This is a genomic window from Actinobaculum sp. oral taxon 183 str. F0552, assembly GCF_000466165.1.
Taxonomy (GTDB): Bacteria; Actinomycetota; Actinomycetes; order Actinomycetales; family Actinomycetaceae; genus Peptidiphaga.
The window spans coordinates 1-17,140 of sequence record NZ_KE951415.1; the positions used below are offsets into that span (position 1 = coordinate 1).

The 17,140-nt window shown below is 70.5% G+C and carries 19 protein-coding genes; 16 read left to right on the forward strand and 3 right to left on the reverse strand.

Annotation, left to right across the window (positions count from 1 at the left end; translation table 11 throughout):
• A partial coding sequence (locus HMPREF0043_RS11855) for an ATP-binding cassette domain-containing protein (RefSeq protein WP_198010272.1) occupies positions 1–243 on the reverse strand: 243 nt, incomplete at its 3' end.
• Here HMPREF0043_RS11855 and HMPREF0043_RS11415 point away from each other — a divergent pair.
• From HMPREF0043_RS11415 to HMPREF0043_RS03095, 14 genes are all read left to right on the forward strand, one after another.
• Positions 165–362: a hypothetical protein gene (locus HMPREF0043_RS11415; protein WP_021601387.1), complete on the forward strand. Its 198-nt coding sequence runs from the start codon at positions 165–167 to the stop codon at positions 360–362. The genes HMPREF0043_RS11855 and HMPREF0043_RS11415 overlap by 79 nt on opposite strands.
• 13 nt (positions 363–375) lie before the next feature.
• Complete coding sequence (gene murJ, locus HMPREF0043_RS03035; protein ID WP_021601388.1) at positions 376–1,971, forward strand: murein biosynthesis integral membrane protein MurJ; 1,596 nt, start codon at positions 376–378, stop codon at positions 1,969–1,971.
• 6 nt (positions 1,972–1,977) lie between these two features.
• Positions 1,978–3,660 (forward strand): CTP synthase, encoded by a 1,683-nt coding sequence (locus tag HMPREF0043_RS03040; RefSeq protein ID WP_021601389.1) that lies wholly within the window; start codon positions 1,978–1,980, stop codon positions 3,658–3,660.
• Positions 3,657–4,259, forward strand: a complete 603-nt coding sequence (locus HMPREF0043_RS03045) for an NUDIX domain-containing protein (protein WP_051317408.1) — start codon at positions 3,657–3,659, stop codon at positions 4,257–4,259. Before HMPREF0043_RS03040 ends, HMPREF0043_RS03045 begins: the two co-directional genes overlap by 4 nt.
• Positions 4,260–4,365: 106 nt before the next feature.
• Positions 4,366–5,067: a winged helix-turn-helix transcriptional regulator gene (locus tag HMPREF0043_RS03050; RefSeq protein WP_051317410.1), complete on the forward strand. Its 702-nt coding sequence runs from the start codon at positions 4,366–4,368 to the stop codon at positions 5,065–5,067.
• Positions 5,048–6,499, forward strand: a complete 1,452-nt coding sequence (gene sufB, locus HMPREF0043_RS03055) for a Fe-S cluster assembly protein SufB (RefSeq protein ID WP_021601392.1) — start codon at positions 5,048–5,050, stop codon at positions 6,497–6,499. The genes HMPREF0043_RS03050 and sufB overlap by 20 nt, the downstream gene beginning before the upstream one ends.
• Positions 6,499–7,674 carry a Fe-S cluster assembly protein SufD gene (gene sufD, locus HMPREF0043_RS03060; RefSeq protein WP_021601393.1) on the forward strand — a complete coding sequence of 392 codons (1,176 nt, stop codon included), beginning with the start codon at positions 6,499–6,501 and terminating at the stop codon, positions 7,672–7,674. The genes sufB and sufD overlap by 1 nt, the downstream gene beginning before the upstream one ends.
• Positions 7,671–8,009, forward strand: a complete 339-nt coding sequence (locus HMPREF0043_RS03065; protein ID WP_021601394.1) for a non-heme iron oxygenase ferredoxin subunit — start codon at positions 7,671–7,673, stop codon at positions 8,007–8,009. The genes sufD and HMPREF0043_RS03065 overlap by 4 nt, the downstream gene beginning before the upstream one ends.
• 14 nt (positions 8,010–8,023) lie before the next feature.
• Entirely contained in the window at positions 8,024–8,776 is a 753-nt protein-coding gene (gene sufC / locus HMPREF0043_RS03070) for a Fe-S cluster assembly ATPase SufC (protein ID WP_021601395.1), read from the forward strand.
• Positions 8,757–10,055: an aminotransferase class V-fold PLP-dependent enzyme gene (locus tag HMPREF0043_RS03075; protein ID WP_021601396.1), complete on the forward strand. Its 1,299-nt coding sequence runs from the start codon at positions 8,757–8,759 to the stop codon at positions 10,053–10,055. Before sufC ends, HMPREF0043_RS03075 begins: the two co-directional genes overlap by 20 nt.
• On the forward strand, positions 10,055–10,543 hold the full coding sequence (gene sufU / locus HMPREF0043_RS03080; RefSeq protein WP_021601397.1) for a Fe-S cluster assembly sulfur transfer protein SufU: 489 nt from the start codon (positions 10,055–10,057) through the stop codon (positions 10,541–10,543). Before HMPREF0043_RS03075 ends, sufU begins: the two co-directional genes overlap by 1 nt.
• Positions 10,536–10,901, forward strand: a complete 366-nt coding sequence (locus HMPREF0043_RS03085) for a metal-sulfur cluster assembly factor (protein WP_021601398.1) — start codon at positions 10,536–10,538, stop codon at positions 10,899–10,901. Before sufU ends, HMPREF0043_RS03085 begins: the two co-directional genes overlap by 8 nt.
• 131 nt (positions 10,902–11,032) lie before the next feature.
• Positions 11,033–12,646 (forward strand): ABC-F family ATP-binding cassette domain-containing protein, encoded by a 1,614-nt coding sequence (locus HMPREF0043_RS03090; protein ID WP_021601400.1) that lies wholly within the window; start codon positions 11,033–11,035, stop codon positions 12,644–12,646.
• Positions 12,647–12,650: 4 nt separating this feature from the next.
• On the forward strand, positions 12,651–13,142 hold the full coding sequence (locus tag HMPREF0043_RS03095; protein WP_021601401.1) for a SixA phosphatase family protein: 492 nt from the start codon (positions 12,651–12,653) through the stop codon (positions 13,140–13,142).
• Here HMPREF0043_RS03095 and HMPREF0043_RS03100 read toward each other — a convergent pair.
• Positions 13,139–13,729 (reverse strand): TetR/AcrR family transcriptional regulator, encoded by a 591-nt coding sequence (locus tag HMPREF0043_RS03100; RefSeq protein ID WP_021601402.1) that lies wholly within the window; start codon positions 13,727–13,729, stop codon positions 13,139–13,141. The genes HMPREF0043_RS03095 and HMPREF0043_RS03100 overlap by 4 nt on opposite strands.
• A gap of 85 nt (positions 13,730–13,814) precedes the next feature.
• Between HMPREF0043_RS03100 and HMPREF0043_RS03105 the strand changes: the two genes are divergently transcribed.
• The gene (locus tag HMPREF0043_RS03105; protein WP_442852607.1) at positions 13,815–14,642 is read left to right on the forward strand and encodes an ABC transporter ATP-binding protein; all 828 of its coding nucleotides are present in this window, start codon (positions 13,815–13,817) and stop codon (positions 14,640–14,642) included.
• Positions 14,639–16,198 (forward strand): hypothetical protein, encoded by a 1,560-nt coding sequence (locus HMPREF0043_RS03110; RefSeq protein WP_021601404.1) that lies wholly within the window; start codon positions 14,639–14,641, stop codon positions 16,196–16,198. Before HMPREF0043_RS03105 ends, HMPREF0043_RS03110 begins: the two co-directional genes overlap by 4 nt.
• 22 nt (positions 16,199–16,220) lie before the next feature.
• On the opposite strand, the gene serB is transcribed toward HMPREF0043_RS03110, so the two are convergent.
• Positions 16,221–17,140 (reverse strand): phosphoserine phosphatase SerB (gene serB, locus HMPREF0043_RS03115; protein WP_021601405.1); only part of this gene is annotated, 920 nt, incomplete at its 5' end.

The window sequence follows — 17,140 nt, forward strand, 5'->3', positions numbered from 1 at the left end:
AGGCTTCGTCGTGCCGATGATCTGATTGAGCAGCGTGGTCTTGCCCGCTCCGTTGTGCCCGATGAGCGCGATCAACTCGCCTGCTCGGAAGGTGAGGCTGCCTGGCGGCGGGCGTCCTGGGCGCCTCGGCTCCCTGCCTTCCCGGCGACCTGTCGGGGGCGACCATGCTGGGAGACCTCGGCGCGAACGCCCTCGGGGCGGCCACGGGGCTCGCCGCGGCGTCCGTGCGCTGCGAGTCCGCACGCTGGGCCGCGCTGGCGGGGATCGTCGCCCTGACGCTGGCCAGCGAGAGGGTCTCGTTCTCCAAGGTGATAGAGGGCAACCCCGTGCTCGCCCGGATCGACCGACTCGGCCGGGCGTGAAGAGCCGACGCGCATGAGAAGGCTCGGTGGCTCGGTGGCTGGGGCCGCCGGAACCATAGCGATCCTCACCCTGCTGGCCCGGCTCGTCGGGTTCGTGCGCACGTGGGCGCAGAACGGCGCGCTCGGCGACACCCTCGCGGGCGAGGCCTATTCGACGGCCAACACAGTGCCCAACGTCCTGTTCGAGGTCGCCGCGGGAGGAGCCTTGGCCGGGGCGGTCATACCGCTCGTCTCCGGCTTCCTCGCCAAGGGAATGCGCGAGGACGTCGACCGTACGGCCTCGGCCCTCGTCACATGGATACTCGCCGTGGGCCTGCCTCTGGCCGGGATCGTGATGGTGACGGCGGGGCCCGTGACCCGCGCCCTGCTGGGGTCGGACACCGACCCGGCCGAACTGGCCCTGGCCGAGACGCTCCTGCGCATGTTCGCCCTGCAAGTCCCCCTCTACGGGCTCTCCGTCGTCCTGACCGGCGTCCTGCAGGCCCACAAGCGCTTCCTCCTGCCGGCCGTCGCGCCGATGCTCTCCTCGGTCACCGTCATCGGCGGCTTCGCCGTCTTCGGGCACCTGGCCTCGGGGCGTCAGAACGATCCGGCCGGTCTCAGCCCGGCGTCCGTCCTCTGGCTCGGCTGGGGCACCACCTTCGGAGTCGTGGCCTTCGCCCTCCCGCAGCTGATACCCGTCCTCAAACTGGTCAGACTCCGCCCCAGATTCGCCTTCCCGCCGGGAGTGGCCAGGCGCGCCCTCGGCCTGGTCGGCGCCGGCCTGGGTGGGCTGGCGGCCCAACAGGTGCAGATCGTGGTGGTCATGGTCGTCGCCAACGCGCGCGGGGGGACGGGGGCGTTTCCCGTCTACACCTTCGCCAACGCCGTCTACATGGTCCCCTATGCGGTCCTCGCGGTGCCCATCGCCACCGCCGTCTTCCCACGCCTGTCCGAGGCGGCGGCGCTGCCCGGACGGCCCGGGCTGACCGAGCTGACCGCGCGGTCCACGCGTCTCGTGCTGGACATCGGGATGATCTGCATCGCGCTCCTCGCCGTCTTGGCCGTGCCGGCGCGGATCGTCTTCGACGTCCTGCGGCCGGCCGTCGGCATGGACACCGCCATGGTGGCGATGGCCCCCGGACTGGCGGGGTACGCCCTCATCTACCACGGGTCTCGGGTGCTCTACGCGGTGGAGGCCTCGCGCGCCGTCGTCGCGGTCAACACGCTGGCGTGGCTGTCGGCGAGCGCCTGCCTGGGGGTCTTCGCGGCGTCGGGGGTCGAAGGCCGGCGGGAGACCCTCATCGCCGTCGGAGTCTCGGTCTCGGTCGGGATGACGGTCGGCGCCGCCGGCCAGCTGCTGGCCATACGCCGTGCGGTGGGCGGCCGGGCGACGGAGGGCGTCCTGCGCTCCATCGCCTTCGTCGGCGGGACCACGCTCGCCTGCGGCGCTTTGGCCTGGCTGGCCGCGAGGGGCGTCCTCGGTCTGCTGGGCGAGGGACTGGCCGGTGCGCTCGTCGCGCTCGTCCTCGCCGGCGGGATCGTCCTGGCCGGGGGAGCGGCCGCCATCCTGGCCGCCGACCGCTCCGCATTGCGCATGAGGGGAGGCCCGCCGCCGATGATAGGATGAAAACCCATGGGACACATGCAGACTCGGCTTCCTGGGAACCGCGACTCGATCACACGCCAGATATTCGTCACCGGCGGCGTCGCCTCCTCCCTCGGCAAGGGGTTGACGGCTTCGAGCCTGGGGCACCTGCTCCGCGCACGGGGGCTTCGCGTGGTGATGCAGAAACTCGATCCCTACATCAACGTCGATCCCGGCACGATGAACCCCTTCCAGCACGGCGAGGTGTTCGTCACCAGGGACGGCGCGGAGACCGACCTGGACATCGGCCACTACGAGCGCTTCCTGGACGTCGAACTCTCCGGCAAGGCCAACTCGACGACCGGCCAGGTCTACCAGTCGGTGCTGACGAAGGAACGCGCCGGCGACTACCTGGGGGAGTGCGTCCAGGTGATCCCCCACATCACCGACGAGATCGGGCGGCGCATGCGCGCCCAGGCCGACCCCGACGACAGCGGCGAGGTCCCCGACGTGATCATCACCGAGATCGGCGGCACCGTCGGCGACATCGAGTCCCAGCCCTTCCTGGAGGCCGCGCGCCAAGTCCGCCAGCTCATCGGCCGCGACAACTGCTTCTTCATCCACGTCTCCCTCGTTCCCTACCTGGCCGCAGGGGGCGAGTTGAAGACCAAGCCGACACAGCATTCGGTGGCGCAGCTCCGATCGATCGGCATCCAGCCCGACGCCATCGTCCTGCGATGCGACCGCGACCTGCCCGAAGGCGTCAAGCAGAAGGTCGCGCTCATGTGCGACGTCGACCGCGAGGCCGTCATCCAGTGCAAAGACGCCGACTCCATCTACGAGATCCCCGTGACGCTTCACGCCGAGGGGCTCGACGCCTACGCCGTGCGCCGCCTGGGGATGAGCTTCCGCGACGTCGACTGGACCGTGTGGAACTGGCTCCTGGACCGGGTCAGGCACCCCCGGCACGAGGTGACCGTGGCGCTCGTGGGCAAGTACGTCGACCTGCACGACGCCTACCTGTCCGTGGCGGAGGCCCTGAGCGCCGGAGGGTTCCACCATCGCGCGCACGTGAACGTCAAGTGGGTGGCCTCCGACGCGTGCGAGAGCCCTGAGGGCGCGCGCGAGCAGCTCGAGGGAGTCGACGCCGTCCTCGTCCCGGGTGGGTTCGGCGTGCGCGGACTCGACGGGAAGATAGGCGCTCTGCGCCACGCACGGGAGAACCTCATCCCCACGCTGGGCATATGCCTCGGGCTGCAGTGCATGGTCATCGAGGCCGCCCGCCACCTCCTGGGCCTTCCCGAGGCGTCATCGACCGAATTCGACCCCGACGCCGCCGACCCCGTCATCGCCACCATGGCCGAACAGCGCGCATACGTCGGCGGCGAAGGGGACCTCGGCGGGACGATGAGGCTGGGAGCCTACCCGGCGTCCCTCGCCGAAGGGTCCCTCGTCGCGCAGGCGTACGGGGCCGCCCGGGCCAGCGAGCGCCACCGGCACCGCTACGAGGTGAACTCAGCCTACTGTGACCGGCTCGAATCCGCCGGACTGCGCGTCTCGGGCACCTCGCCCGACGGGTCGCTCGTCGAGTTCGTCGAGCTCGACCGCTCACTCCACCCCTACTACGTCGCCACGCAGGCGCACCCCGAGTTCACGAGCCGGCCGACGAAGGCCCACCCGCTGTTCGCGGGCCTCATCGGCGCCGCACTGGAGAGGAGGGGGCAGCGGTGAATCGAGAATTGCGGGACTCCCTCGTCCCCGACCATGCGACGGTCCGCGATTCGGCGGTCGAATACCGGGGCCGGATCATCGACGTGGTCGACGACGACCTCGTGCTCGCCTCGACGGGCGCGCGCATGTCGCGCGAGTACATCGTCCACGACGACGCCGTCGCCGTCGTCCCCGTCCGGCGGGCGGCGGACGGGGCGCCCGAAGTGCTGCTCATCCGGCAGTACAGGCACCCGGTCAGAAGCATGCTGTGGGAGGTGCCGGCCGGCCTGCTCGACGTGGACGGCGAAGACCCGCTCGCCGCCGCGGCCCGCGAACTCGCCGAAGAGGCCGAGCTCCAGGCCGGGGCCTACGAGCGCCTCGCGACCTTCCTCACGTCGCCCGGATGCTCGACCGAACGGCTTTACGTCTACATGGCCACTGAGCTGAGCGAGGCAGCGCCGGATTTCGTCCGCGAGGACGAGGAGGCCGAGATCGTCTCCCAGTGGTTCCCCCTGGCCGACGTGCTCGCGGCCGTCGACCGGGGGGACCTAGGCAGCCCGACGCTCGTCGTCGGCGTCCTCGCGGCCGCCCGACGCCTGGGAGTGGGCAGCGTCGCATAGGCTTTTCGCCGGCGGCGCATGCGCCGCCGCGCCCTCCGCTCTAAACTGGATTTATGCAAGCACCGTGTTACATAATGTACCGGTCACGAGAGGAGGCGGCATGGGCATGCCCGATTCGGACGTGGGAACCCACGACAACATCCTTCGCCTCATCATCGAACGCGGTCCGATCACCTCGGCCGAGCTCGCGTCGATCCTCGTCCTGACGCCCGCCGCGGTCAGGAGGCACCTCACGCAGCTGGAAGCCGACGGGCAGATCGCCGAATACACGGGTGCGGCGTCCAGGCCGGCGCGCCGAGGGCGGCCGTCGCGCAGGTACGTCGCCACCACCCTCGGGCAGGCCTCCTTCGGGGACGCCTACGCGGATGTGGCGAATCAGGCATTGGGCTTCCTCCAGGAGGCGATGGGGGAGGAAGGAGTCCAGGCTTTCGCCACGCAGCGCATCGACCAACTCGAGGCCCGCTACGCCGACGTGGTCAACGAGGCGGGCGAGGACCCCAGGGCGCGGGCCGAGGCGCTGGCCAGCGCCCTGACCCGCGACGGGTATGCTGCATCCGTGCGTCAAGGCCCCGGGGGGCTCACTCTCCAACTGTGCCAGGGCCACTGTCCGATACACGACGTCGCGTCCTCGTATCCGGTGATGTGCGAGGCCGAGACCCAGGCCTTTCATCGATTGTTGAACGTGCACGTGCAGAGGCTCGCCACCCTCGCGGGTGGAGAGCACGTCTGCACGCTGACGATTCCCCTCGTCTCGCGGATCCGCGAGACGATCACAAGGAAGGATGCTCATGACACAAACCCGGCATGAAGCCGCGGTTGCCGAGGCGATCTCCGAGCAGAAGGAGACGATCGAAGCCCTCGGTCAGAAGTACAACTACGGATGGCATGATTCGGACGAGGCCGGGCGGAGGGCGCGGCGCGGCCTGGACGAAGACGTGGTCCGGCACATATCGGCTGCGAAGGGGGAGCCCGAGTGGATGCTCAAGAGGCGGCTCAAGGCGCTGCGTCTCTTCGAGCGGCGGCCGATGCCCACGTGGGGGCCCGACCTCTCGTTCATCGACTTCGATGAGTACAAGTACTTCGTCCGCACCACGGACAAACCGGCGTCTTCCTGGGAGGACCTGCCTGAAGACATCAAGAACACGTACGACCGCCTGGGGATCCCCGAGGCCGAGAAGGCCCGGCTGGTCGCGGGAGTGGCCGCCCAGTACGAGTCGGAGGTCGTCTACAACCAGATCCGCGACGACCTCGAGCAGCAGGGCGTCGTCTTCCTCGACACCGATTCCGCCCTCAAGCGGCATCCCGAGCTCGTCCGCGAGCACTTCGGCACGGTGGTGCCCGCGGGGGACAACAAGTTCGCCTCCCTCAACACCGCTGTGTGGTCGGGCGGATCCTTCATCTACGTACCCAAGGGCGTGCGCGTGGACATCCCGCTCCAGGCCTATTTCCGCATCAACACGGAGTCGATGGGGCAGTTCGAGCGCACCCTCATCATCGCCGACGAGGGCTCCTACGTCCACTACGTCGAGGGCTGCACGGCGCCGATCTACCAGTCGGACTCCCTGCACGCGGCCATCGTCGAGATCATCGTCAAGAGGGACGCCCACGTGCGCTACACGACGATCCAGAACTGGTCGAACAACGTCCTCAACCTCGTGACGCAGCGGGCCACGGTGGCCGAGGGCGCGACGATGGAATGGGTCGACGGCAACATCGGCTCCCGGGTGAACATGAAGTACCCCTCGTGCATCCTGCTGGGCGAGCACTCTCACGGGGAGGCGCTGTCGGCCGCCTTCGCCGGCCCGGGGCAGCACCAGGACACCGGCGCGAAGATGATCCACGCGGCGGCGAACACGACGTCCTCGATCGTCTCGAAGTCGATCTCCCGCGGGGGAGGCCGCTCCTCCTACCGCGGCCTCGTCCAGATCGGCAAGGACGCGCACGGCTCGAAGTCCTCGGTCGTGTGCGACGCGCTTCTCGTCGACGACGTCTCGCGCACCGACACCTACCCGTACGTGGACGTGCGCACCGACGACGTGGAGATGGGGCACGAGGCCACCGTCTCGAAGGTGTCGGAGGACCAGCTCTTCTACCTTCAGCAGCGCGGCCTGTCGGAGGAGGAGGCCATGGCGATGGTCGTGCGCGGCTTCGTCGAGCCCATCGCCCGCGAGCTTCCCATGGAATACGCCCTCGAGCTCAACCGGCTCATCGAGCTCCAGATGGAAGGGAGCGTCGGCTGATGACCGCGGACATGACGACCGATCATTCTAAGGCCGTGCTGGAAGGCGAGGGAATCTCCTCGGGCGCGGGGGCGTCCCGCGCCGACAGGCCGACGTCGTTCCGCTCCGCGGACTTCGCGGTTCCCTCCGGCCACGAGGAGGAGTGGCGGTTCACCCCCGTCAAGCGGATCGCCCCCTTCCTCGCCCGAGGGCTGACCGCCGACCGGATCGAGGTGCGGGCGGAGTCGGGAAGCTGCGAGGAGGTCGATCGCGGCGACGGCCGCGTCGGGACGGTCGGACGGCCCGAGGATCTGACGGGCGCCCTCGCGTGGGAGGCGACCGAGCGGGCGCACGTCGTCACCCTGCGAGGGCGTGCCGACGACGCGATGCTCGCCGTCGACGTCCCCGAGGGCATGCACGTGGCGCACATCGTCGTCCTCGCCGAGGAGGACTCACGGGGAACCGTCGTCCTCGAGCACGGCGGAGTCGGCGATCTGACCGAAACGGTCGAGATCGACGTGGGAGACCGCGCCGAAGTGACGGTCGTCTCGGTCCAGGAGGCCGAACGCACGGCGCGCCACCTGTCGAACCAGAGGATCCGCGTAGGGCGCGACGCCAAGCTCCGCCACATCGTCGTCACGGTCGGAGGGGACGTCGTCCGTGTGACGACCAGCGCGGAGTTCAGCGGCGAGGGAGGCGACCTCGAGCTCCTGGGAGCCTACATCACCGAATCCGACGAGCACCACGAACACCGGCTCTTCATCGACCACGACCCGGCGAACTGCAGGTCGCGGGCGACCTACAAGGGCGCCCTCCAGGGCCGGGACGCGCATGCGGTGTGGATCGGCGACGTCCTCATCCGGCAGGATGCCACGCAGACCGACACCTACGAGCTCAATCGCAACCTCGTCCTGACCAAGGGCGCGTACGCGGACTCGGTCCCGAATCTGGAGATCGAGACGGGCGAGATCGCCGGAGCGGGCCACGCCTCGGCCACGGGGCGCTTCGACGAGGAGCAGCTGTTCTATCTGCGCGCCCGCGGCATCCCCGAGGACGTCGCCCGCAGGCTCGTCGTCCGCGGTTTCTTCGCCGAGCTCATCGAGTCCATAGGCGTCGCCTCGGTCCAGGACAAGCTGATGGCGGCGATCGAGAGGGAGCTCGATCTGGCCGAGGCCTCTCAGAGGGAATTCGGATGACCTTCGCGCGCGCGTGCTCGGTGGGCGACGTCGAGCCGGCCGGGGCGCTCCAGGTCGAACTCGACGACACCTCGGGCGCACCGCGGCCGGTGGCGATCGTCCGCGACTCGGACGGAACGTGGCACGCCCTGGGCGACACGTGTTCGCACGAGGACTATTCGCTGTCCGAAGGCGACGTCGAGGACGGCGTGATCGAGTGTTGGAAGCACGGGGCGACGTTCGACCTCGCCAGCGGAGACGCGCTCACTCTTCCGGCCACGGAGCCGGTGCCCGTGTACGCGATAGAAATAACAGGCGACGACGTCCTCGTGGACGTTGACGCAACCATGCAGTAGGAGAGAGGACAAAAGTGCCAAGCCTTGAAATCCGCGATCTTCACGCCTCCGTCGAGACGGCCGAGGGGCCCAAGCCGATCCTCCACGGGGTCGACCTGTCGATCGGCGACGGAGAGATCCACGCCGTCATGGGGCCGAACGGGTCGGGGAAGTCGACCACGGCCTACGCTCTGGCCGGCCACCCCAAGTACACCGTGACCGAGGGCCGGGTGTTCCTGAACGGCGAGGAGATCACCGACATGACGCCGGACGAGCGGGCCCGAGCCGGGCTCTTCCTGGCGATGCAGTATCCGGTGGAGGTCCCGGGGGTGTCGGTGACGAACTTCCTGCGCACCGCCAAGACGGCCATCGACGGCCAGGCCCCCAAGCTGCGGGACTGGACGAAGCGGCTGCGCGAGGCGAGCATCGCCCTGAAGGTCTCGCCCGACTTCGTCAAGCGCGACTTGAACGTCGGATTCTCGGGAGGCGAGAAGAAGCGCACCGAGGTCCTCCAGATGGAGCTCCTGGAACCCAAAGTCGCCATCCTCGACGAGACCGACTCGGGCCTGGACGTCGACGCCCTGCGCGTCGTCTCGGAAGGCGTCGTCAGGGTGCACGAGCGCACCGGCAACTCGATCCTCCTCATCACCCACTACTCCCGCATCCTGCGCTACATCAAGCCGGATTTCGTCCACGTCTTCGCCGCGGGCAGGATCGTCAAGACGGGCGGCCCCGAACTCGCCGACGAGCTGGAAGCGAACGGATACGATGCGTTCATCGGGGCCTGACGCGAGCTCACCCGCGCCTCGCGGCGATTTCCCGGCGCTGAGGCGGACGGTTCGCGGCGGACGGCCGCTCGTCTACCTCGATTCGGCCGCCACGTCCCAGAAGCCGTCGAGCGTGATCGACGCGGTCGAGGGCATGCTGACCGTGCGCAACGGGTCGGTCAAGCGGGGAGCGCATCAGCTCGCCGAGGAGGCCAGCCTCGCCTTCGAGGAGGCCCGCGGCCGGGTCGCGGCCTTCGTCGGGGCCGACCCCGGAGAGGTCGTGTGGACTTCCGGCAGCACCCAGGCGCTCAACCTCCTCGCCTACGTCATGTCGAACGCCTCGGCCGGCCGGGGGGAGAGCGTCGCGAGCACGCCGCTCACCGAGCGTCTCCGGGTCGGCCCGGGAGATTCGATCGTCACGACGCGGGCCGAGCACCATGCCAACCTCGTGCCGTGGCAGGAGCTGTGCGCCCGTACCGGGGCGAGCCTGCGGTGGATCGACTGCGATGAGAGGGGCCGCCTCGATCCGGCGACCTTGTCGGCCGTCGACGAGACGACTAAGCTCGTCGCCTTCGCCCACGTGTCCAATGTGACGGGCGCGATCGCGCCCGTCGACCGGATCGTCGGCGCCGCGGCGTCCGTCGGCGCTCTGACCGTGCTCGACGCCTGCCAGAGCGTTCCCCACATGCCCGTGGACTTCCACGGCCTCGGCGTCGACTTCGCCGCGTTCAGCGGGCACAAGATGCTCGGGCCGACGGGGATCGGCGCCCTGTACGGGCGGCGCGAGCTGCTCGAGGCGATGCCGCCTTACCAGTTCGGGGGGTCGATGGTGGAAGTCGTGACCATGGAGGGGACCACGTACATGCCTCCGCCGGAGCGCTTCGAAGCGGGCACCCAGCCGGTCGCCGAGGCGGTCGGCATGGGCGCGGCGGCAGACTACCTGACGGACGTCGGCATGGAGCGCGTGGCCGAGCACGAGCACCGCCTGGCCGAACGCCTGCTTGCCGGGATCGCCGACATCCCGGGCGTGCGCGTCCTGGGTCCGGACGAGGCGGTCGATCGCACGGGAACCGTCGCCTTCGCCGTGGAGGGCGTGCACCCCCACGACGTGGGCCAGGTTCTGGACATGGCCGGGGTCGCCGTGCGCACGGGACACCACTGCGCCCAGCCCATCCACCGTCACTTCGGCGTGCGCTCGTCCACGAGGGCGTCCCTCGGGCCGTACAATACCGCAGACGACGTCGACGCCTTCCTCAACGCCCTGACGGATGTGCGTCCCTATTTCGGAGTGGAGGGCTGATGGACGATCTGGACGCGATGTATCAGGAGATCATCCTCGACGCGGCGAAGGCGCGCAACGGGGAGGGGAGGCTCGAACGCTTCCAGGGCGAATCCTTCCAGGTCAACACGACGTGCGGAGACGAGGTGAACCTCCAGGTCGAATTGTCGTCGGACGGGAAGAGGATCGAGAGGATCGGCTGGACCGGCGAGGGGTGTTCGATCTCGCGCGCGAGCATCGGCATCATGATCGACATGCTCGAGGGGCGCTCCGTCCGAGAGGCCGCGGACCTCTACGACGTGTTCCGCGCCCTGATGGATTCGCGCGGGCACGCCCTCGACGAGGAGATCGAAGACGCGCTGGGGGATGCGACCGCGTTCGCGGGCGTCGCCAAATTCCCCATGCGGATCAAATGCGCCCTGCTCGGCTGGATGGCCATGCGGGACGCGACGGACAAAGCCGTTGCCGCACTCTCGCCTGCGGCATCTGAAGGAGGAGTCAATGTCTGACGAACTCGAGGAGGCCCCCGTCTACCCGGCCGACGGACGGGAGGCCGACGGCTCGCCGACGATCGAGGACATCGAAGAGGCCCTCAAGGACGTGATCGACCCCGAGCTGGGGATCAACGTCGTCGACTTGGGCCTGCTGTACGGCGTGACGCTCGACGGCGCGTCGGCGGTCATCGACATGACGCTGACCTCGGCCGCCTGCCCGTTGACAGACATCATCGAGGAGCAGACCGCCCGCGCACTGGAGGGGCTGGTGGCCTCCATGCGCATCAACTGGGTGTGGCTGCCCCCGTGGGGGCCCGAGCGCATCACCGCCGACGGCCGCGAGATGCTTCAGGCCCTCGGCTTCAACGTGTGAGCCCGGGCCGGCCGGGACCCGCTGAACGCCCGGCGGCCCGCAGGCGGACGGCGATCCCGGAGCCGCCGCGGAGGGGCAAGATCACACCGGGGTCGACGGGTCCGCGCGAACGGCTTGCGTAGGCTAGTGGGGTGATTGACGCCAAGGACCTCACGGTGCGCATCGGCACGCGCGAACTCATCGTCGACGCCTCCTTCCGCGTCGATGCGGGAATGCGCATCGGCCTCGTGGGGCGCAACGGCGCGGGCAAGACCACCTTGACGCGCCTTTTGGCGGGCGGGGGCGCGACGTCCGGCGTCGTCGAGGCGACCGGCGCCGTCAACCGGAGGGGAACCGTCGGCTACCTTCCGCAGGACACCCACGAAGGCGACCCCTCCCAGACCGTGCGCGAACGCATCCTCTCCGTGCGGGGCATCGACGAGACCATCAGGCGGATACGCAAAGCCGAGCGCGACATGGCTGCGGCCGAGGGAGCGCGCCAGGCGAAGGCGATGGAGCGCTACGTCCGGCTCGACCAGGAGTTCACGGCGGCCGGGGGATGGGCCGCCAGCGCCGAGGCCGCGCAGATGGCCGCGGCCCTCGGCCTGCCCGAGAGGGTTCTCGACCAAGCCCTGGGCACCCTTTCGGGAGGGCAGCGCCGTCGCGTCGAGCTCGCCCGCATCCTCTTCTCCCAGGCCGAGACCCTCCTCCTGGACGAGCCGACGAACCACCTCGACCATGACTCGGTCCTCTGGCTGCGCGACTACCTGCGCGCCTACAGGGGAGGCTTCGTGGTCATCTCCCATTCCGTCGATCTCTTGGCCGAGACGGTCAACGCGGTATGGCACCTCGACGCCAACCGGGCGGCGCTCGACGTCTACAACATGGGATGGCGCGACTACCTCAGCCAGCGCGAGACCGACGAGAGGCGCAGGCGGCGCGAACGGGCCAACGCGGTCAACAAGGCGGACGCCCTGATGAGGCAGGCGGACAAGATGCGCGCCAAGGCCACCAAGGCCGTGGCGGCCCAGAACATGGCGCGTCGCGCCCAACGCCTACTGGCCGGCGTCGAAGGCGAGCGCCGCGCCGACAGGGTCGCTCACCTGCGCTTCCCCGAGCCGGCGGCGTGCGGGCGGACGCCGCTGACCGCCCGAGGTCTGTCGAAGGGCTACGGGTCCCTGGAGGTCTTCTCCGGGTTGGACCTGGCGGTCGACCGCGGCTCGCGCGTCGTCGTCCTCGGCCTGAACGGCGCGGGCAAGACCACGCTTCTGCGTCTGCTGGCCGGCGTGGAAGCCCCGGACGCCGGAAGCGTCGTCCCCGGCCACGGCCTGAAGATCGGCTACTACGCCCAGGAGCACGACACGATCGACCTGGACGAGACGGTCGTCGGCAACCTGCGGCGCGCGGCCCCCGGCCTGGACGACACGCAGGTCAGATCCGTGCTCGGCTCGTTCCTCTTCAGCGGCTCCGACGCGGACAAAGCCGCCGGCGTGCTCTCCGGCGGTGAGAAGACGCGCCTGGCCCTGGCGACGCTCGTCGTCTCGTCCGCGAACGTGCTGCTGCTCGACGAGCCGACGAACAACCTCGACCCCGCCTCCCGGGAGGAGGTCCTGCGCGCCCTCGCCGGATACGCCGGCGCCGTCGTCCTCGTCACCCACGACGAGGGGGCGGTCCAGGCCCTGCGGCCCGAGCGGGTCCTGATCCTTCCCGAGGGGGACGAGGATCTTTGGTCCGATGACTACCTCGAGCTGATCGCGCTAGCCTGAGGGCATGCCACAACTCGTTCTCATGCGGCACGCGCAGGCCGCTCGCGGCGTCCCCGACCACCGGCGCCCGCTCGACGGGCGCGGCCGCCGGCAGGCCGCGTCGCAGGCGGGCCCGGTCTCGGACGCCGTGGGGCGGATCGACCTGGCGATCGTCTCCGACGCCGCCCGCACCCTGCAGACCCTCGCGGGTCTGAAGTCGGGAGGGCTGGAGGTCGGCCGCGTGCTCGAGGAACGCGAGCTCTACGTCGCCGACTGGCGCGGCCTGATCGACCTGTTGAACGAGCACCCGAGAGGGGAGGAGACCGCGCTCGTCCTCGGCCATGAGCCGACCATCTCGCTCGCGGCGCGGATGCTCGCCTCCGGCGGCCTGTCGGCGCGGACGGACTTCGGCTTCGGATTCTCCACGGCGATGGCCGTCGCCGGGACCGTCCCGGCGTGGGGCGGGGTCGCTGCCGGCGACCTGCGCGTCGAGCGCGTGCTGCGTCCGTCGGCCTAGATGCTCCCCAGCCGGCTCTCCACGAGATCCAGGGCGCGGTGCCCGTACTCCGCCCACGGGCTGGCGGCGCCGTCCTCGTACCAGTTGACGACCGACGCTATGAGGGCGTGGACCAGAGCGGCCGTCGCCACCCGGGCTTCGGCCCGGCTGCACCGGCCGCTGTCCGCCAGCAGGCCTGCGATGTCCTCGGCGTACTGCGCGATCGCGAAATGCCCGGCCGCCTTGATCGCATCGACCTCCAGCCAGAGCCTCGTGCGGGCCAGGGTGATCTCGCGGTCCCGGACGAAGTGATCCTCGGCCACCTCGTCGATCGCAGCCCGCGCGGCGTCGAACAGGCTGCGGCCGGGGCTGGCCAGCACTTCCGCGGCCGCGTCCAGGAGGCGGTCGTCGTACTCGTCGTGGAAGACGATCCCCTCCTTCGTGCCGAAGTACCGGTAGACCGTCGAGGCGGACACCTCGGCTTCCTCGGCCACCTGTTCGATGGTCACGGCCGCGAAGCCGCGCTCGGAGAACAGCGTCAGGGCGGCTTCCTGTATCCGCCGCATGGCCGCGAGTTTTTTTCGCTCTCGCAGGGGAAGCTGGGACATGGCCACCTCCTTGTGACGACCAGCCTAGCCTGATAGTCTCTTCCGTATGGGAGAGTTACTTTCAAAAGAAAGTAAGATTCAGAATGTGTTGGAGTGCCGTGGCCTCCGCAAGGCGTTCGGCCGCGTCCAGGCGCTCGACGGCCTCGACCTCGCCGTCGCCCCGGGGCGGATCCACGGCTTCCTCGGGCCCAATGGCGCGGGCAAGACCACGGCGATCCGCGCCGTCCTCGGGCAGCTGCGCTTGGACGGAGGCGAAATCCGGGTCTTCGGCCTCGATCCGCTGCCCGACATCGCCGACGTGCACCGCCGCCTCGCCTACGTCCCCGGTGACACCGCGCTCTGGCCGAACCTGACCGGCGGCGAGTGCATCGACCTCCTCGTCCGGCTCCGCGGCTCCCAGGACGCCGTCCGCCGCGACGAGCTCGTCGAACGCTTCGAACTGGACCCGACCCGGCGCATACGCGGCTACTCGAAGGGCAACAGGCAGAAGGTCGCCCTCATCGCGGCCTTCGCCTGCCGGGCCGAGCTCCTCCTTCTGGACGAACCGACGTCGGGCCTCGACCCCGTCATGGAGGAGCGGTTCCTGCGCACCGTCCGCGAAGAACGCGACCGCGGGGCGACCGTGCTGCTGTCCACCCACATCATGAGCGAAGTCGAGGCCCTGTGCGACTCGGTCACGATCGTCAAGGATGGGCGGACGGCGTATTCGGGGACTCTCGCCGGCCTTCGCGAGCGGGCGAGCGCGCGCATCCGGATCCGCGAGGGGGACGGGGCACTGCGCGCATTCGACGTGCCCCACTCCCAGGCGGACCGGACGCTCGCCGAGCTGCTCGCTCAGGGGGCGAGCGTTTTCGGCGTCGATCGGTCCATGGAGCGGATCTTCCTGGGATTCTACGAGGAGGAAGAGGGATGAGAGCGCTCCTGCTCCTTCAGCTCCGGACCGGATGGAAGGGCCTGGCCGGGTGGGCGCTGGCCTGGACGTGCCTCGTGCTCGCCGTGGCGGCGAGCACCCTCTCCCTGTATCCGGGAGGAGAGGAGCGCGAGCGATACGCGGCGAGCTTGGGTGCGTCGCGAATGCAGGAGGCCTTCAACGGGCGGGGCTACGAGCTGCGGACAGCCGGCGGGATCCTCTCCGTCGAGGTGGGCATGTTCGGACTGTTGGCGCTCTCCCTGGGGGCCTGCCTGATGGCCGTCGGCCGCACGCGCCGGGAGGAGGCCGAGGGACGGTGGGACATCGTCGCCTCGGCGAGTCGCGGGCGCACCGCCCCGATGCGGGCGGCTGTGGCGGCCGTCGCGCTGTCCCTTCTCCCCTTCGGGGCGGCGACAGCCGTGGGGCTCGTCGCGCTCGGGCTTCCCGCCGGAGGCTCGCTCGCCTACGCCGGTTCGCTCGTCTGCTACGCGATGGTCTTCGCGGCGCTCGGTTTCCTCGCCGCGCAGATCGCGCCGGACGCGCGGACGGCGGCGGCGACGGCGGTCTCGGCGACCCTCGGCTGCTACCTCCTGCGCGCCCTCGTCGACGGCAGGCACTGGCCGGCGACCTGGGCCACCCCGATGGGTTGGCTGGCCGAGACCCGTCCATGGGGAGCGATCCGGTGGTGGACCTTCCTCGCGTTCGCGCTCACCGCCGCCCTCCTCATGGCCGCTGCCCTCCTCCTTGCCTCCCGTAGGGACCTCGGCGGCTCCGCCATGGGAATGCGCTCCGGCCCGGCCCGGGCCCCGGCGTGGCTGTCGGGGCCTTGGGCGTGGACGTGGCGCACGGCGAGGGCCCCGATCCTCGCATGGGCCCTCGGAGCCGTCGTTCTGGCCTCCGTCATGGCTTCCATGGGCGAAGAGATACGCCTCGAGGTGGCGGCGAACCCCTCCCTCGTAGCAGTGATGGGAGGGCAGGATCCCGCGGACTTCCTCACGGCGTTGGCGATGACCCTCCTCGCGCTCTTCTCCCTGGCCGCCGGGATGGCAGTCTGGTCGCGCTATCGCGACGAGGAGGCCGCCGGCCGCCTCGGCCTGGTCGCCTCCGCCCCCGTGAGCCGGAAGCGCCTGTGGGGGACGTGGCTCGCGTGGTCGTGTCTGGCGGCTTCGGGGGTCATGCTCGCAGGCGCCGTCGTCTACGCGGCGGTCCTCACGCGAGTCTCGGATCGCACCGGTCCCGGGTCGATCCTGCAGGCCGGGGCCGCCGACGTCGTGGCCGTCCTGGTCGTCGTGGCCGGTGCCGGCGTCCTCGTCGCCGCCCGGCCCGGGCTCGGGCGGGTGGCCTGGATCGCCTGCGCGTGGGTGGGCGTCGTCGGCATGCTCGCCGACGTCTTGCGCTTGCCCGAATGGGCCCGGCGGCTCTCTCCCGTTCAGGCCGTGGGGCGCGCGCCGGTCGAGAGCCCCCGATGGGCGGCGGTGGGCGCCTTCGCCTTCGCGGCCCTCGCCCTCGCCCTGGTGGGCGGGCGGCTGAGCGACCGGCGCGACCTCGCCGCGGGCTGAGGCGCTCGCCCTGGATCGGCCTTCAGTCGGCTGCGTCCCACCCCAGCAGGGCGGGCAGGGCGTCCAGGCGCGGTGAGGCGATGACCGCGTCGGCGGCGGCCAGGACGACCGGTTTGGCGCACACCGCCACGGACAGCCCCGCCGCCTCCATCATCGCCACATCGTTCGCCCCGTCGCCCATAGCGACGGTACCCGCCAACTCGACGCCGTCGCATGCCGCCCATTCGGCCAGGGCCGCGGCTTTGGCCCGGCGGGTCACGACCGGGCCCGACGTCCGCCCGGTGAGCCGTCCGCCGCGGGCCTCGAGCCGGTTGGCCAGGACGCGGTCCACGCCCAGCCGCGCGGCGACGACGTCGACCACCTCGTGGAAGCCTCCGGAGACGAGGCCGACCCCGGCGCCGTGGGCGTGAGCGGTCCGCACGAGGACCTCCGCTCCGGGCGTGGTCTCGACCCGGGCGGCGACGTCGTCCAGGGCGGACGTCGGCAGGCCCTCCAGGGTGGCCACGCGCAGGGCCAGGGATTCGGCGAAGTCGAGCTTCCCGGCCATGGCGCGGGCGGTGACGTCGGCGACCAGATCCGCCGATCCGGCGGCCTGCGCGAGCATGTCGATGACCTCGCCGCGGATGAACGTCGAATCCACGTCCGAGACGATCAGCCCCGGTCCGCGCTCGGCGAGGCGACCGCGGGCCAGCGCGCAGTCGACGCCCAGGGCGAGCGCCGGAGAGCGGAGTCCGTCCGCGATCTCCCTTCCGTCCCCCCCGCCCGCGGCCGAGCCGTGGAGGGAAAGCGTGAAGAGGCCGGCGGCAGCGGGGTGGGATTCGCGGACCTGGGAGCACGCCGCGGCGAAGGCTCGGCGGGTGCGGTCAAGGAGGGCGTCGGGCAGCGGTCGGACGGACGCGAGGGAGAACCGCAGCGGCTCTCCCTCGCGGATCTTCGATGCGG

Excerpts from the sequence above, each read along its gene's own strand:
- HMPREF0043_RS11415 (WP_021601387.1), top strand. The coding sequence starts at position 165 with ATGCTGGGAGACCTCGGCGCGAACGCCCTCGGGGCGGCCACGGGGCTC.
- murJ (WP_021601388.1), top strand. The coding sequence starts at position 376 with ATGAGAAGGCTCGGTGGCTCGGTGGCTGGGGCCGCCGGAACCATAGCG.
- HMPREF0043_RS03040 (WP_021601389.1), top strand. The coding sequence starts at position 1,978 with ATGGGACACATGCAGACTCGGCTTCCTGGGAACCGCGACTCGATCACA.
- HMPREF0043_RS03050 (WP_051317410.1), top strand. The coding sequence starts at position 4,366 with ATGCCCGATTCGGACGTGGGAACCCACGACAACATCCTTCGCCTCATC.
- sufB (WP_021601392.1), top strand. The coding sequence starts at position 5,048 with ATGACACAAACCCGGCATGAAGCCGCGGTTGCCGAGGCGATCTCCGAG.
- sufD (WP_021601393.1), top strand. The coding sequence starts at position 6,499 with ATGACCGCGGACATGACGACCGATCATTCTAAGGCCGTGCTGGAAGGC.
- HMPREF0043_RS03065 (WP_021601394.1), top strand. The coding sequence starts at position 7,671 with ATGACCTTCGCGCGCGCGTGCTCGGTGGGCGACGTCGAGCCGGCCGGG.
- HMPREF0043_RS03075 (WP_021601396.1), top strand. The coding sequence starts at position 8,757 with ATGCGTTCATCGGGGCCTGACGCGAGCTCACCCGCGCCTCGCGGCGAT.
- sufU (WP_021601397.1), top strand. The coding sequence starts at position 10,055 with ATGGACGATCTGGACGCGATGTATCAGGAGATCATCCTCGACGCGGCG.
- HMPREF0043_RS03085 (WP_021601398.1), top strand. The coding sequence starts at position 10,536 with ATGTCTGACGAACTCGAGGAGGCCCCCGTCTACCCGGCCGACGGACGG.
- HMPREF0043_RS03095 (WP_021601401.1), top strand. The coding sequence starts at position 12,651 with ATGCCACAACTCGTTCTCATGCGGCACGCGCAGGCCGCTCGCGGCGTC.
- HMPREF0043_RS03100 (WP_021601402.1), bottom strand. The coding sequence starts at position 13,729 with ATGTCCCAGCTTCCCCTGCGAGAGCGAAAAAAACTCGCGGCCATGCGG.
- HMPREF0043_RS03110 (WP_021601404.1), top strand. The coding sequence starts at position 14,639 with ATGAGAGCGCTCCTGCTCCTTCAGCTCCGGACCGGATGGAAGGGCCTG.